This is a genomic window from Wolbachia endosymbiont of Dactylopius coccus, from assembly GCF_977011065.1.
This window is the reverse complement of record NZ_OZ347065.1, coordinates 594,939-609,418: the sequence shown is the minus strand read 5'-3', so window position 1 is coordinate 609,418 and position 14,480 is coordinate 594,939. Positions and strand designations below refer to the sequence as shown.

Annotated in this window: 14 protein-coding genes and 3 pseudogenes; 13 read left to right on the top strand and 4 right to left on the bottom strand. The window is 35.6% G+C overall.

Annotation, left to right across the window (positions count from 1 at the left end):
- Positions 1-5 precede the first annotated feature (5 nt).
- Together ACWHVF_RS03380 and ACWHVF_RS03375 are read left to right on the top strand one after the other, a co-directional pair.
- Complete coding sequence (locus ACWHVF_RS03380; protein ID WP_064124727.1) at positions 6-1,037, top strand: extracellular solute-binding protein; 1,032 nt, start codon at positions 6-8, stop codon at positions 1,035-1,037.
- Between the two features lie 203 nt (positions 1,038-1,240).
- Complete coding sequence (locus ACWHVF_RS03375; RefSeq protein ID WP_064124726.1) at positions 1,241-2,128, top strand: aspartate carbamoyltransferase catalytic subunit; 888 nt, start codon at positions 1,241-1,243, stop codon at positions 2,126-2,128.
- Between the two features lie 20 nt (positions 2,129-2,148).
- Here ACWHVF_RS03375 and ACWHVF_RS03370 read toward each other — a convergent pair whose 3' ends face one another.
- Positions 2,149-2,349 (bottom strand): hypothetical protein, encoded by a 201-nt coding sequence (locus ACWHVF_RS03370; RefSeq protein WP_156488142.1) that lies wholly within the window; start codon positions 2,347-2,349, stop codon positions 2,149-2,151.
- A 263-nt stretch (positions 2,350-2,612) separates the two neighbouring features.
- Between ACWHVF_RS03370 and ACWHVF_RS03365 the strand changes: the two are divergent.
- Positions 2,613-2,765: pseudogene (locus tag ACWHVF_RS03365) on the top strand (IS4 family transposase); the annotation flags it as partial.
- Between the two features lie 121 nt (positions 2,766-2,886).
- Here ACWHVF_RS03365 and rho read toward each other — a convergent pair.
- Both rho and ACWHVF_RS03355 read right to left on the bottom strand, forming a co-directional pair.
- Positions 2,887-4,290, bottom strand: a complete 1,404-nt coding sequence (gene rho / locus ACWHVF_RS03360) for a transcription termination factor Rho (protein WP_064124725.1) — start codon at positions 4,288-4,290, stop codon at positions 2,887-2,889.
- Between the two features lie 192 nt (positions 4,291-4,482).
- Complete coding sequence (locus tag ACWHVF_RS03355) at positions 4,483-5,091, bottom strand: cell cycle transcriptional regulator TrcR (protein WP_064124724.1); 609 nt, start codon at positions 5,089-5,091, stop codon at positions 4,483-4,485.
- A gap of 346 nt (positions 5,092-5,437) precedes the next feature.
- On the opposite strand from ACWHVF_RS03355, the pseudogene ACWHVF_RS03350 reads away from it, so the two are divergent.
- The 6 genes and pseudogenes from ACWHVF_RS03350 to ACWHVF_RS03325 all read left to right on the top strand — a co-directional run.
- Positions 5,438-7,240, top strand: a pseudogene (locus tag ACWHVF_RS03350) (SurA N-terminal domain-containing protein); the annotation flags it as partial.
- Positions 7,241-7,624: 384 nt separating this feature from the next.
- Complete coding sequence (gene rpsP, locus ACWHVF_RS03345) at positions 7,625-7,945, top strand: 30S ribosomal protein S16 (RefSeq protein ID WP_064124722.1); 321 nt, start codon at positions 7,625-7,627, stop codon at positions 7,943-7,945.
- An 11-nt stretch (positions 7,946-7,956) separates the two neighbouring features.
- Positions 7,957-8,943, top strand: coding sequence for a polyprenyl synthetase family protein (locus tag ACWHVF_RS03340; RefSeq protein WP_064124721.1), 987 nt, complete (start codon positions 7,957-7,959; stop codon positions 8,941-8,943).
- A 61-nt stretch (positions 8,944-9,004) separates the two neighbouring features.
- Positions 9,005-9,574 (top strand): nucleotide exchange factor GrpE, encoded by a 570-nt coding sequence (locus ACWHVF_RS03335; RefSeq protein ID WP_064124720.1) that lies wholly within the window; start codon positions 9,005-9,007, stop codon positions 9,572-9,574.
- A 17-nt stretch (positions 9,575-9,591) separates the two neighbouring features.
- Positions 9,592-10,584 (top strand): tryptophan--tRNA ligase, encoded by a 993-nt coding sequence (gene trpS / locus ACWHVF_RS03330; protein WP_064124719.1) that lies wholly within the window; start codon positions 9,592-9,594, stop codon positions 10,582-10,584.
- A 133-nt stretch (positions 10,585-10,717) separates the two neighbouring features.
- Positions 10,718-10,906: a WPE palindromic element domain-containing protein gene (locus ACWHVF_RS03325; protein WP_447933166.1), complete on the top strand. Its 189-nt coding sequence runs from the start codon at positions 10,718-10,720 to the stop codon at positions 10,904-10,906.
- Positions 10,907-10,992: 86 nt separating this feature from the next.
- Here the strand turns inward: ACWHVF_RS03325 and ACWHVF_RS03320 are convergent, their stop codons facing one another.
- The gene (locus ACWHVF_RS03320) at positions 10,993-11,508 is read right to left on the bottom strand and encodes a gamma carbonic anhydrase family protein (protein WP_064124807.1); all 516 of its coding nucleotides are present in this window, start codon (positions 11,506-11,508) and stop codon (positions 10,993-10,995) included.
- Positions 11,509-11,652: 144 nt separating this feature from the next.
- On the opposite strand from ACWHVF_RS03320, the gene secG reads away from it, so the two are divergent.
- The 4 genes and pseudogenes from secG to ACWHVF_RS03300 form a co-directional block, all read left to right on the top strand.
- Positions 11,653-11,973 carry a preprotein translocase subunit SecG gene (gene secG, locus ACWHVF_RS03315; protein WP_007548880.1) on the top strand — a complete coding sequence of 107 codons (321 nt, stop codon included), beginning with the start codon at positions 11,653-11,655 and terminating at the stop codon, positions 11,971-11,973.
- A complete protein-coding gene (locus tag ACWHVF_RS03310; protein ID WP_064124808.1) occupies positions 11,973-13,577 on the top strand; it encodes a CTP synthase in 1,605 nt (534 codons plus the stop codon). Before secG ends, ACWHVF_RS03310 begins: the two co-directional genes overlap by 1 nt.
- A gap of 41 nt (positions 13,578-13,618) precedes the next feature.
- On the top strand, positions 13,619-14,038 hold the full coding sequence (locus tag ACWHVF_RS03305) for a nucleoside deaminase (protein ID WP_447933165.1): 420 nt from the start codon (positions 13,619-13,621) through the stop codon (positions 14,036-14,038).
- 176 nt (positions 14,039-14,214) lie between these two features.
- Positions 14,215-14,325 (top strand): annotated as a pseudogene (locus tag ACWHVF_RS03300) (WPE palindromic element domain-containing protein); the annotation flags it as partial.
- Positions 14,326-14,480: the final 155 nt, after the last annotated feature.

The following is a 14,480-nucleotide window of genomic DNA, read 5'->3' as shown; positions in this document are numbered from 1 at the left end:
CCAATATGAAAAAAGCCTTTATATTCACATCCTTAATAGCAGTTGTATTAATAGTCATTACTTTTTTGTATAAAAACAGCGGAACTGACAATTCACAAGTAGTGAATGTCTATTCATCGCGCAAAGAAGAATTAGTACGTACTTTATTTGATGAATTTACAAAAAATACAGGCATTAAAGTATGTTACATCATTGATGATTATTCTCAGCTACTTTCACGCATGGAAAATGGCGGTGAAGCTGACTTACTTTTAACTGCAGATGCAGTGAACCTGATTTTGGCAAAAAAAAGAGGGCTTTTATCTCAAGTGGATTCAGAGATTTTAAAAAGTGTTATACCTGCAAAATTTAGAGATAGTGAAGATTATTGGTTTGGCCTTACAAAAAGAACCAGAATATTGGTTTATAATAAAGAGTCAGTAAATCCTAAAAACTTAAGTACTTATGAAGATTTAGCAAATGAAAAATGGAAAGGGAAAATATTAGTGCGTTCTTCTACAAGTCCATATAACCGGTCATTGATTGCTTTTATGATTGCAAATAATGGTTTTGAAAAGACGAAAGAATGGGTAAGTGGAATTGTGAGTAATATGGCAAGAAAACCAAGTGGTGGTGATACTGACCAAATTTATGCTGTAGCTGCTGGTGAAGGAGATGTTGCAATAGTGAATAGTTATTATTTTGCAAGAATTCTTTCATCAGAACATAAAAATAAAAAGAATGTTGCAGACAAACTAGGGGCTTTTTTTCCTAATCGTAACGATCATGGCGTAATGGTGAACGTTAGCGGCGCAGCAGTAACAAAAAATACAAAAAACAGAGAAAATGCTATAGCTTTGCTGGAATTTTTAGTAAGCAAACAGGCTCAAGAGCTATACGCTAAAAAAAACCAAGAATACCCTATTATTGAAGGCGTTGAAACTTCCGATATACTAAAGTCTTGGGGAAATTATCCACAAAATGATTTACCTCTAAGTGAACTTGAGAAGCATCTTTTTGAGGCTGTTATGATAGCGGATGAATGTAAGTGGAAGTAATCCCCAGTGCCACTGAACACTGGGATGAAGGATTTATGCTAATGTACCTTACTCTTGACTCGCTGAACTTTTTCTTCCTTCTAACTTAATTTTGACTTTACTGTCTTTTTCTGTTTTTTCACCAAAACAATTGCTGCACAAGAGGTCTATTGAAAAATAATAATAAGAAAGTAGAATAGGTTCAAGTAGTTGAAAAGGAAACTATGCACAAGAGAAGGAATTTGTTAAACATCTCAGACCTTACAGTCGATGATGTAGAAAATATAACTAAGTTGGCTAACCAGTACCTTAAAAAAGAAGCTGCAAATAGTCATATCTTGGAAAATAAGACAGTAATAAATTTATTCTTTGAAGATTCAACGCGTACACTTGCGTCTTTTGAAATAGCAGCAAAAAGCCTTGGAGCAAATGTTGTAACTTTGCCAATAAGATCTTCTTCTATTAACAAGGGAGAAGATCTAAAAGACATGATCAAAACATTAAATGCAATGAATCCTGATTACATAATAATCAGGCATAAAAGTAGTGGTATCATTAATACACTGGCAAAGTATGTTAACTGCTCGCTAATCAATGCAGGCGATGGAAGTAGTGAACATCCAACTCAAGCTCTTGCAGACTATCTTGTAATCAGCAATCACAAAAAGCAAATAAAGGACCTCAAAGTTGTGATATGTGGAGATATTCTGCACAGCAGAGTTGCAAGGTCAAATATAAGGTTGCTAAAAATGTTTGGAGCAGAGATAAGCTTGGTCGCACCACCAACTTTGATTTGTAAGCATTTTCCTGAAGTAGATTCAGTCCATTATTCATTAATTGAAGGTATAAAGGATGCTGACGTAATTATGCTTTTGAGATTGCAGAAAGAGCGCATGAATAATAGTTCTTCAGAGAAAGAATATTTTTATTTGTATGGACTTGATTCACAAAAGCTATCATACGCAAAACCAGATGCGATTGTTATGCACCCAGGGCCAATAAATAGAGGAATTGAGATTAGCAGCGATGTAGCAGATTGTGTTATTTTACAGCAAGTAGAATTTGGATTGGCAATACGTAAGGCAGTGCTGCACTATTATAGGCCTTGTTAATATTAAAAGATGCTACACAACTAATGCGAAAGAAGGGTTTTTTCATGAAATGACGAGAATGGTTTGAGAATGGCCATTAAGATGTTGTATCCGTTCAGGATAGCGGCAAGACCATAGGGTAAAAGTGAGTTCACAACAAATGGTGTCATCCCAGTGTCAAGCACTGGGATGACAAGAAAGGGAGCACTGGAATTTTTGTTCAGTATTTGTACATTAGCCATGCATCTGAACAGATACAAGATGTTAAGGTCAAGGATATGGTGTGGAAGTTTTTACGAAAGCCTGAAGTCAATCAACAACCTTGCAGAACGGCAAATTAGACGGCTATCGTAAAAACAGCTTTTTCACCTGGTTGGAACGTGGGGAAAGGTTCGTGGAAGAATGTTGTCGATATTTTTGACATCACGTCTCAATGGCCAAAATCCCTTCCAAAAGTTACGACTGCTTAGTTCTTTATTCATTCTCACAATCCGTGAACGGTTACTTGTTTTTAGTGTTAAGCAGCAAAGTTAATAATTTGAGAATTTTCCTGAAAAAACTTGCCACAAACTGGTCACAATTTTCTGTGAAAGACAGATATAGAAAGACTGGAGTATCCACCTTAAGTTCATTGAATTTTCTTACCTTTGCTTCTTAACTTGATGCGTATAGTTTATTTAACGCTCCCTAAGTTCGCAATTGCCTGAACGGATACAATTATTTTAACTATAAAAGCGTTTTACTTTTTGCTCAGCATATCCATCATAACTGGCTTACTTTTAGTGATTCATGGAGTTAAAAAAGTCAGCATTGCTCTTTGTTAAAAGTAGTTTGTCACGCAAAAATTCCATTGCTTCAACAGGTCCCATAGGATTGAGTATTCTACGCAACACCCATATTTTATTTAGTATAGCCTTATCAACTAATAGCTCTTCCTTCCTTGTTCCGGATTTTGTAATATCAATAGCTGGAAATATACGTTTATCAGAAAGTTTTCTATCAAGTATGATCTCAGCATTTCCTGTACCTTTAAACTCTTCAAAAATAACTTCATCCATTTTTGAGCCAGTCTCTATAAGAGCTGTGGCGATTATAGTTAAAGAACCCCCATTCTCAATATTACGAGCTGCTCCAAAAAAGCGTTTTGGTCTCTGCAGTGCGTTTGAATCTACACCACCAGTTAGAACTTTTCCAGACGAAGGAATAACAGCATTATAAGCACGTGCAAGTCTAGTAATATTGTCAAGTAGAATTACCACATCTTTTTTATGCTCAACCATTCTTTTAGCTTTCTCTATTACTATTTCAGCAAGCTGTACGTGACGGTAAGCAGGCTCATCAAACGTAGAACTTACTACCTCACCTTTTACAGAACGTATCATATCTGTTACTTCTTCAGGCCTTTCATCTATAAGTAACACTATTAATTCTATTTCAGGGTGATTTATAGCTATAGAGTTAGCCATTTGCTGAAGCAATACAGTTTTTCCTGTGCGAGGTGGAGCAACTACTAACGCTCTTTGCCCTTTTCCAAGAGGAGCTACTATATCTATAGCACGCATGCTTAAGCCTTTTTTATCATCACCACTATTACACTCAAGTACTATGCTTTCCTCAGGATAAAGAGGAAGCAAATTATCAAAATGGACGTACTTTCTTAATTCACTGACTTCAGTAGAGTTTATACTTTGAACCTTAGTTAAAGTAAAATATCTTTCTTTATCACCAGGTGGCCTTATTTCTCCACATGCCATATCTCCTGTACGTAAATTAAACTTCTTTATTTGCCCATTAGAAATATAGACATCATCGGTACTTGGAGCATAATTTGCACTTGCTGAGCGTAAGAAACCGAAACCATCAGGCAATATTTCCACTATTCCACTCCCTGTGGTTATGCCTCCTTCTTCGCTCATTTTCTTCATTAAACTGAATATCATTTCCTGCTTTAGCATTCTACCATTGCTTTTGCCGTTAGTTGAAATTTTTCTTTCTTCAGCTAACTCTAACAATTCTTCTGCTGTTTTCTCTTTTAATTCGCTCAGATCTAATGTTTTTCTGTTTTTCTCAGCACCTTCATTGACCATCTGTTTTACTGTATCGTTATTGTGAATTTGCTCACTTTTTTCAGGTTGAGCTGTAACCTTTCCTTTTGCCAAAACATCTTCATTGATTGTTGTCATAATCCTCCAAAAATTTTAATTGATGCTTACTAACCTAAAATGTGACTATAAGATAATAAATTAGGCTGAGCTAGTTTTAGTGCGTATTAAGCTTAATTATCATTAAACCCCGTACTTTACTTACATTATACTCATAAATACTAGCAAGTCAAGTTAATTTAATGTTAATAAAGTACAAAAATTTGAGGATTTTCAATAGCTATTCTTTATATTTTTTAACCTTTCTTGCTTCTCTTCTTCTACTTTTGCTTTTTCCACTTCTGCTTCTAAATTTTCTTGACTACATAAGCCAAGTAGTACAGGATCTTGGGGTTTTATATTTTGCATGTTATGATGAGATCCATCTCTTACCTGCTCAACTGTGTAATTTGTTGTACTAATTAATTTAGCTATAACGTTATTATCCAAGATAGGAAATTTTTTTACTAAATAATAAATCGCATCAGGTTTATCTCTACGCCTTGCCGTAGAAGCAAAGCCAAGAATGCTACCAATCGCTTTACTCCTTTTCTTTATATTTTTTATAATCAAATTTGGTACACGGTTTGAATTTTTTTTGCAATCATCGATTTCTTTTTCAGTAATTACCCCAGAAATAATAGGGTTATATTTTTCAACTTCTATTTCCTCATCAGCTATGTCTTGTACTTCTTCAAGGGCCAACCTACAGCATTGTGCTATTTGATTAAAAGTTAAACCAGTGTTGTCTACTAACCAAGCAGCTATTTGCATTAGAAACTGTTTATTTCTATCGTTATTGCCCTTAGAAGATTCCATTGACATTAAAAAAGCATCTCCCATTTAAAGTATCCCTTACTGTTATACAGAACTAAAATATAAGCTATTAAAACTAAAAAAGCATTAATTTTGTCATTAATTTTGTCATTCAATGACTTTTTGTTCGTCACTTTCCACCTCTTAAGTTAATTAAATGCGCTTACGTTTAAGCATATTTTAAACGATTCAAAAAAATATTTTCCCTTCTTAAGGTATAGTATAACTCAGTCAAACATATGTTTCTATTTAAGAAAAGAGTTAGATTTTAAGTTAATATATTGTAATATTATATATATTGGCTAATAAAGCAACAGGTTTACAAGAATTAAATTATCACTATTCTATAATTAACCATTAATTAACTGAGTTTAAAATGAATGTTAAAAATTTTTTCACTAAAGTAACCGTTGTCCTTTTAGCTTGCTTATTAGTCTTCATGGGAATTGGCAACCTTTTATCAGGTGATGATGAAAAAGAAGAGGTAGCTAGGGTTGGAAAAGAAGTTATAACGTCAGATGAGTATAAATCACTATATCAAAATTATAAAAAGCAAATTTCTGGATCTGATGCGAGTAGAGAACAAGTAAAAAAGCTGAAATATGATTTGCTTAACGCACTTATAGAGCAAAAATTATTGTTTAACCTAATTAGTGAGCTGGGGTTGACAGTTGGAGAAGAGTCTATAAAAAACCATATTAAAAATACCAAATACTTTCAAAATGATAAAGGCGAATTTGACAAAAATAAATTCCATGAAACGCTAAATGACCTGCATATGACAGAAAAAGAGTATATAGCAAAGCTAGAGAAAGTTCTGCCTGCAATGATGTTTATGACTTCGTTATTTAAAGATAATTATCCAGTAACTTTTGGCGAGAAAATTGATGAGCAGATATACAAAAGTCGCTACCAAACTAGAGTAGTTGATATTGTTAAAATAACTGAAGATGCAGTTACAAACATTCCTGAACCAGATGATCAAGCCTTACTTGATTTGTACGAAAGAAATAAATCCCATTTTTATTATCCTGAGTATCGAACTGCGCAATATATTTCCCTAGGCCAAAAGTATTTTGAAGATCAAATCAAGATCTCAGATGAAGAAGTTGATGGTATAATAGAACAACAAGAACTTAAAGATCAAAGAGATATATTCAATGTAATATTTTCTACCAAAGAAGAAGCTGAGACAGCAAGAAGAGTATTTGAGGAGGGTAAAACAAGCTTTGAACAGATAGTAGAAGAGTTTGGCAAAGCAAAACTTGAGGAAACTAGAGTAAATAATATAACTAAGGATTTTTTACCAGAAGACGTGAGGGAAAAGGTATTTGCTCTCAAAGTAGGTGAAGTAAGTGAAGTTTTAGCAAGCAGTTTTGGTTGGCACATAATAAAAGTGGAAAGTGCGCATCAAATCTCTGATGAAGACTTAGTTGATTTAAAAAAAGACATAAAGTCAGTTCTAACTAACCAAAAGTCTTTTGAAAGAGTCAATGATTTCATAAACCAAGTGAACTATAAGATATACAATGGTTCAGCAATTGAAGAAATATTGAGTGAATATAGTTTACCTATACAAACTATTGGTCCAGTAGATGCGAGTGGAAAAGATCAAAGCGGTAATAACGTAGGAAATTCTAGTGATTTGATTTCTTTCATTTTTTCGCGAGAAAAGGATCAGAAAGGTTATTTCAAGGGCGTTGGGGACGCTGTTGTTAGTGTAAAAATCATTGATATCGTTCCACCCAAATTGCAAAGTTTTGAAGAAGGCAGGGCATTAGTGGTAGAGCTTTGGCGTAGTGAGTTTATAAAAGAAAGAATGTTTAAAATTGGGCAAGAGGTTGCAGTTCAACTAAGAGAAAAAACAGATTTGGAAGAAATTCAAGGTATGGAATTAGTTAAAGGTCAGCAGATGCACCGCAATGAACAAAACTACCCCTTTTCTTTTGTAGAAGAGATTTTCAATATGAAAACAACTGGTTCAGTGACAGACCCTATTCAATACAATAATGAAATTATAATAGGTGTTCTAAAAGAAATGCATTCATCAAATGGTAAATTAAACATGCTTGACACCGGAAAACGTGTGATGATATCGCTAAAAGAGCAATTAATTAGCTATCTGGAATCAAAGTATAAAGTCGAAGTTAATCACGCTATACTTGATGATATATAATCAAAAATCTTATAAGTTGCTTCAAACGCATCCAGTGCCCAGACACACAACTGTACGAACATTGCGATTTGAGAGCAATCTTCACTAGAAAGGATGTCATCCCAGTGCCCAGACACTGGGATCCAGGAATTTTATTAAGTTGGTAAGCATAAAAGTAGCCGTTTTATGTTAAAATACAACGTTTTAATGATTAAAAAAAGGCTGGATTCCAGACTGGAATGACACCATTTGCTGTCTTCAAAAATGAATGTTCGTATAGCTGTGCGCCCGGCACTGCCCTACATTATTGGTAATTATATTATAAGGTGCAAAAGTTGTATAATTCATTTGACTTAAAACGGCTCATTGTATAAAATTGTGGCTAATATATGAATAAAGGTTAACATGGCAGTTAAAATAAGGTTGGCGAGGTTTGGCGCAAAGAAACACCCTTTTTATAGGATAGTTGTAGCTGATTCACGAGCACCAAGAGATGGGCGTTTTATTGAGAAAATAGGACAATATGATCCAATGTTACCAAAAGACAATAAAAATCGTGTTGTGGTGAAGGCTGATAGATTAAAACATTGGCTAAGTGTAGGCGCGCAGGCAACTGAAAGAGTACTGTGGTTTATCAAAAAAGGCATAGTAACTTTAGAAACAGAACCAAAGAAAACAGAAAAGAAGAAAGTAGAGAACGAGAAAGCACAAGGGCAAGAGGCATAAGTCTCTTTAAAATGCTAAATACTGATTTAACAAATAATGGTAAATTAGACGATGTCGTATCTTCTGATTTATCAGCTATGAAGGACTTTATCTTCAAAAATGTCAATGATGAAGGTGCTAAGCTTGCTACTGATATTATATCTCATCTTGTTAGTTCAGGTGGAAAAAAAATAAGGCCTAAACTAGTTTTTATTATATGTAAAATGCTAAACTATTCTGGGGAGGATAGGATCAACGTTGCTGCATCGGTAGAGTTTATACACAATGCTACTTTACTTCATGATGATGTGCTCGATGAAAGTGAGGCACGCCATGGAGTTAAAACAGCGAATAAAATTTGGGGAAATAAATCGAGCATTTTAGTTGGTGATCTATTGTTGACTCTAGCATTTAGATGGCTTATAGAGTGTGGAAATTTAAATATTCTCTCTATTTTATCTAAAGCATCGCATTTACTTGTGAAGGGTGAAATAAAGCAGATGACAACACGCTTTGACCCCCACACAGTCAGGGAAAATTATTTTGATATCATTGGAGAGAAGACAGCATCTTTATTTTCTGCATGCTGTGAAGCTGCATCAACAGTATCTGGTGCAACAAATGACGAAACAGAGAGGCTAAAGAATTTTGGTTTTAATTTTGGTATGGCATTTCAAATAGTTGATGATATGCTCGATTATACTGCTAATCAAGGCACTTCTGGAAAGCAAGTCGGAAAAGACTTTTTCGAAGGTAAAGTCACCTTACCTGCTATTATAGCATACGAAAAGGGCAGTCCAGCAGAGCAAAAATTCTGGGAAAAATGCTTTTCTTCAGCTAGACACAATTTTGACCAAGCATTACACTATATTAATCACCATAATGCCATTCAGCTTTCTATGGAAAAAGCTAGACACTACATTAATATGGCACAAAATGATATTAGTACTTTTTCTGATTCTTTTTATAAAACTACTTTAATTGACTTTTTAAATGCGAGCATAGAAAGACGAATGTAGCTGGCGCTTGATATTTTCGAATTAATTGCTATATATTTATTAGATTCTTAAGGGTAATAATATGTCAGATAGCAGTAAAGAGAAAAAGAAGAAGTTTGCTGATATGGTAAGTAGGCAGAAAGGTGACGACCAACAAAGTGATAACCATAAGCAAACTGATGATTTAAATGAAGATCTCAATACATTAAAAGAACGTGCAGTTCAGCTTGAAGATCATTTACGCCGTGCTGTTGCAGATAATGAAAACGTCAAACGTATAATGCAAAAGCAAATTAGCGATGCAAGTGACTACGCAGTCACAAAACTTGCACGTGATATGATCGACTCGTGCGACAATTTAAAAAGAGTAATGGAAATTTTGAAAGACGGTGATCCTGTTCATGAGGGGATTAAAGTAGCTTATCAAAAAATTATAAATGATCTAAAAAAACATGGAATAGAAGAAGTAGATCCACTTGGTGAGCTTTTTGACAGTAATTTACACCAAGCCGTTGTGGAAAGAGAGGACGATGAAAAAAAGCCTGGCACCATTGTAGAGGTACTACAAACTGGTTATACTATCAAAAATAGGTTGCTCCGTCCTGCAATGGTTATTCTTTCTAAGAAATCTGCTGATTGTGGAAGTGATTAGCATGAGGTAAATGTATAATGACAAGTATTGTCTTTTCAGGTATCCAGCCAAGTGGCGTACTACATTTAGGTAATTATCTTGGTGCAATCAAACAGTGGATAGACTTACAGGATAAATACAAATCTCTTTTTTGTATTGTCGACCTACATGCAATCACAGCAAATAAGCTTCCCGCAAGTGAATTAAAAAGTAATATTTTCAAAACAGCGGCGGCTTATATTGCATGTGGAATAGATCCAGAAAAGTCCATTATTTTTAATCAGTCTACAGTTAGTGGGCATGCAGAGCTCTGTTGGCTACTTGGGTGCTACACGCCAATTGGTTGGCTCAGTCGCATGACTCAATTTAAAGACAAGGCTAGCAATGATAAGCAAAAAGCCTCTCTTGGATTATATAGTTATCCAGTACTTATGGCTGCAGATATATTGTTGTATCAAACTAAATACGTTCCTGTTGGTGATGATCAAAAACAGCATTTGGAGCTTGCACGTGATATTGCATCAGCTTTTAACAATCATTATAAACTGGATTATTTCATCGTACCTGAAATCTTAACTTTGGATTGCACATCAAGAATAATGAGCTTAAGAGATGGTACAAGCAAGATGAGTAAATCTGACCCTTCAGAACATTCGTGCATTAACCTTGATGATACGGATGACTTAATTGTCAAAAAAATAGAAAAAGCAAAAACAGATTCAATTCTAGGCTTTGCTACTTTAGAGTGCCGCCCAGAAATAAGCAATTTGATAAACATTTATTCAGTGCTTAGTAATGTAAATGTGGAAAAAGCATGTGAAGAAGTGAACAAACATGATATGAAGCACTTCAAAAAAGAGTTAGCTGATTTAATTATCAGTGTTATATCACCCATACGTGAGAGGATGAATGATCTTTTAAAAGACCAATTCCATTTACATGAAATATTAAAAAAAGGTACAAAGAAAGCAGCAGAAATTGCAACCCATAATATAAAAGAAATCAAGGATATTATTGGATTTGCTCAATAGACCTCTTGCATAACCTAAGGAATCAATTCAAAATTGTAAAAACAGGCAATAAGGGGTATCTGTTCAGCAGAGTGGCAAAATAAGGTAGACGAGAAAAGACAACTATAGGAAGAAATGGGTGTCATTTCAGTGCGTGACACTGGTTTCCATCCAAAAGGGTGTCATCCCAGTGCCCAGACACTGGGATCCAGAAAATTTGATTGTGTACTATACAACATTTTCGATCAAAAGCTGGATTCCAGACTGGAATGACATCACAGGGGCACTGGAATTTTTGTTTCAATATTTGTACATTAGCCATGCATCTGAACAGATACAGTAAATGAGCCCTTAGTTTTAGTGAATTTTCTAATCTGTCTATGCAGTTCCTCAATAGGGTTGGTAGTATAAATTAGCCTCACGCGAACTTCAGTTTTTGTATTCCTTCATTAACATAATATAATTTTGTGCTGATTGTGTAATATGTTTAATTTCTTCATTTGACATTTTTTTGAAGAATTTTGCTGGCCTGCCAGCCCATATTTCCCCACTTTTTATCACTTTTCCGTGTGTTACCAGTGAGCCAGCAGCTACCATAGCTTCAGGCTCCACAACTGCATGGTCCATCACGGTAGAGCCCATACCAATAAACGCTTTATCATGCACCGTGCATGCGTGCAACATACAAAAATGTCCCACTGTTACCATACTGCCAATAATTGTGTCACCACCTGGGTTTCTATCCACATGAATTACCGTTCCATCTTGAATATTTGTTCCATCACCTATTTTTATTGATCCAACGTCCCCTCTGACCACACAATTAAACCAGATGCTTGCATCTCTTCCTATTTCAACCTTGCCTATGATATGCGAACCACCTGCGATGAAAGCACTTTCGTCTATTTTTGGTTCATAATTTTTGTATTTTAAAATGTGATACATATTAAGCCCAAAGTCTTATGCATATGTTAATCAAAATAAGGTAGGCAGTAAATACATACTTAGATTTCAAGCTACTTGGGTGACAGATGTTCTTGACTTACGTGCTTTGTACTGCTAAGATTTTTATTTTCAGCCCTATCTATAATGTCAGTAGCGGTATTAAGTATATTTCAAATAATATTGGTTGTTGTGTTAGTAATTTTAGTGCTCTTGCAGCCGCCTGGAAGTAGTTCGTTAAGTGGTTTTAGTAATACACAACAGGGGGTCAATTCGATGATTCCGGTGAAATCTTCTGAAAACCCGCTCAGCAGAATAACGGCTATTGTTGCTGGATTGTTTATTATAAACACATTGCTATTGTCAGGATTATGTTCAAAAGACGTACATAAAAAATCGATCGCAGAAAAAATTATATTAGAAAAAAAGCAAGAAAGTGAATCTACTTCTGTTCCATTTGAAAATTAATGAAGGAAGCTAAATTTATCTTTGTCACAGGTGGAGTTGTATCGTCGCTTGGTAAAGGCTTAGTTGCTTCAAGTGTTGGTGCGCTTCTTCAAGCTCACGGTTTTAAGATCCGTATCAGAAAACTTGACCCGTATCTCAACATTGATCCTGGGACAATGAACCCAACTCAGCACGGAGAGGTATTTGTTACCGAAGATGGTGCTGAAACTGATTTGGATCTTGGGCATTATGAGCGTTTTACTGGAATTAAAGCAACAAAAGATGACAATATAACAACTGGTAAGATATATCATGAGTTATTGAAGAAAGAGAGGCGTGGTGATTATCTGGGCAAAACTGTGCAAGTCATTCCTCATGTGACAGATTTGATCAAATCGTTCATTTTTAATGGTACGGAAGGTTTAGATTTTGTAATATGTGAAATAGGCGGAACTGTAGGTGACATTGAAAGCCAACCATTTTTGGAGGCTATACGCCAAGTTAACTACACATTAGGAAAACAAAGAGTTATCCTGATTCACTTAACTTTAATACCATATCTTACCGCAGCGCAAGAATTAAAGACAAAACCAACGCAGCATTCAGTTCGAGAGTTAAATTCCGCGGGGTTACAACCAGATATTATATTATGCCGCAGTGAGAAAGAAATTTTCGATAATCAAAGAGAGAAAATAGCTAAGCTTTGCAATGTTTCTTTATCCAATGTGATACCTGCCCCTGATGTGAGTCATATATATGAGTTACCGGTGTTGTATAGCCAATGTGGGCTTGATACGCAAATTTTGGAGCACTTTCATTTAAGTAAGCCAAAACCAAGCTTGACTGAATGGGATCAAATAGTGCATTCCATAAGGCACCCAACACAGGAAGTTACTGTATCTATAGTGGGAAAATACACCGAATTCCCTGATGCGTATAAATCACTAGTTGAAGCGCTAAATCATGGTGCGATTAGTAATAAAGTCAAAGTAAGGATAAATTGGGTTAACTCAAGAGAGAAGGAAGAAAAACCTATAAATGAAAAACTTATAGGAGAGAAATTACAGAATTCTCATGCAATCCTTGTTCCAGGGGGGTTTGGTGATGACGGAGTAGAGGGTAAAATATTAGCAATAAATTATGCCCGTACAAATAATATCCCATTTTTCGGAATTTGCCTTGGTATGCAGCTTGCAATTATTGAATTTGCTCGTAATGTTGTTAAGCTTGAAGATGCACACTCTGAAGAATTTCGTAACTGTAAACATCCAATCGTTAAGTTAGCTGGCGATCAAGATGACGATCTTGGTGGAACCATGAGACTTGGGGCATACAAATGTAATATAAATGCAAACTCTAAAATGATGGATGCATATAGTAACACTACTATTTCAGAAAGACACAGGCATAGATACATAATCAATTCAGATTATAAAGATGATTTGGAAAAAAATGGGCTGCTATGCAGTGGCATATCAGAAGATGGAACGTGCATAGAGGCAGTGGAGTTAGAGAGTCATCCGTGGTTTATTGGTGTGCAGTTTCATCCAGAATTTCAATCAAAGCCGTTTTCTCCTCATCCTCTTTTTGTATCATTTATTAAGGCAGCAGTTAATAAAATTTAAAAGAAGAAGATTAGCAAAGGAAAGTGTTCAAGCATCAATATATGGAGCTTGCCATAGAGCAAGCCAAACTTGCTCAGAAAGATGATGAGGTTCCCATAGGTGCTGTAATAGTTAGTGGAAGCAATGTCGTTTCTTCTGCACACAACATATCCAACGATCCAACTGCACATGCAGAGATGTTAGCGATCAAGCAGGCATGTGAGTTGCTCTCAACTTCAACGCTTTATGATTCTGACATATACGTAACATTAGAACCATGTCCGATGTGTGCTCAAGCTATTTCCTTTGCCAGGATTAAACGATTGTACTTTGGAGCTTATAATCCAAAAGGTGGAGGAATTGAAAATGGTGCTAAGATATTTCAATTTTGCAGCCATATACCTGAAGTTTATGGTGGAATATTAGAAACAGAATGCTCTTTTTTGTTAAAGGATTTTTTTGGGAAACTAAGGAACATTTGATAAATCGTCATGCTACTTGTTTTCCGATACAAAATCGTCATCCCGCTATGTGTTAGCGGGATCTATGCTAGGAGATACCGTGACGGTATGGCGGTTAAGTAATTCGTCATTCCAGCGCGTGACGCACAACTATACAAACATTGTCCACCAGCAGGGTGTCATCCAAGTAGCTGACACTGCCCTCCTTTGTCATCCCAGTGCCCAGACACTGGGATCCAGAAGACTTAATTTTAACCAAGTGGCTGCATAATAAAGGCTGGATTCCAGTGTCAAGCACTGGAATGACATTACAGGGACACTGGGATGACATCATCCTTTTCTCTGGATTCCAGACTGGAATGACAGCAGTCCTACGTCATACCGTCACGGTATCTCTAGATCCCGCTAACAAGCAGCGGGATGACGGTTGTCAGGGTGTCAGCTACTTAGATGAAACCCTTTC

Coding starts and splice junctions, on each gene's coding strand:
- ACWHVF_RS03380 (WP_064124727.1), top strand. CDS start 6: ATGAAAAAAGCCTTTATATTCACATCCTTAATAGCAGTTGTATTAATA.
- ACWHVF_RS03375 (WP_064124726.1), top strand. CDS start 1,241: ATGCACAAGAGAAGGAATTTGTTAAACATCTCAGACCTTACAGTCGAT.
- ACWHVF_RS03370 (WP_156488142.1), bottom strand. CDS start 2,349: ATGGCTAATGTACAAATACTGAACAAAAATTCCAGTGCTCCCTTTCTT.
- rho (WP_064124725.1), bottom strand. CDS start 4,290: ATGACAACAATCAATGAAGATGTTTTGGCAAAAGGAAAGGTTACAGCT.
- ACWHVF_RS03355 (WP_064124724.1), bottom strand. CDS start 5,091: ATGGGAGATGCTTTTTTAATGTCAATGGAATCTTCTAAGGGCAATAAC.
- rpsP (WP_064124722.1), top strand. CDS start 7,625: ATGGCAGTTAAAATAAGGTTGGCGAGGTTTGGCGCAAAGAAACACCCT.
- ACWHVF_RS03340 (WP_064124721.1), top strand. CDS start 7,957: ATGCTAAATACTGATTTAACAAATAATGGTAAATTAGACGATGTCGTA.
- ACWHVF_RS03335 (WP_064124720.1), top strand. CDS start 9,005: ATGTCAGATAGCAGTAAAGAGAAAAAGAAGAAGTTTGCTGATATGGTA.
- trpS (WP_064124719.1), top strand. CDS start 9,592: ATGACAAGTATTGTCTTTTCAGGTATCCAGCCAAGTGGCGTACTACAT.
- ACWHVF_RS03320 (WP_064124807.1), bottom strand. CDS start 11,508: ATGTATCACATTTTAAAATACAAAAATTATGAACCAAAAATAGACGAA.
- secG (WP_007548880.1), top strand. CDS start 11,653: ATGTCAGTAGCGGTATTAAGTATATTTCAAATAATATTGGTTGTTGTG.
- ACWHVF_RS03310 (WP_064124808.1), top strand. CDS start 11,973: ATGAAGGAAGCTAAATTTATCTTTGTCACAGGTGGAGTTGTATCGTCG.
- ACWHVF_RS03305 (WP_447933165.1), top strand. CDS start 13,619: ATGGAGCTTGCCATAGAGCAAGCCAAACTTGCTCAGAAAGATGATGAG.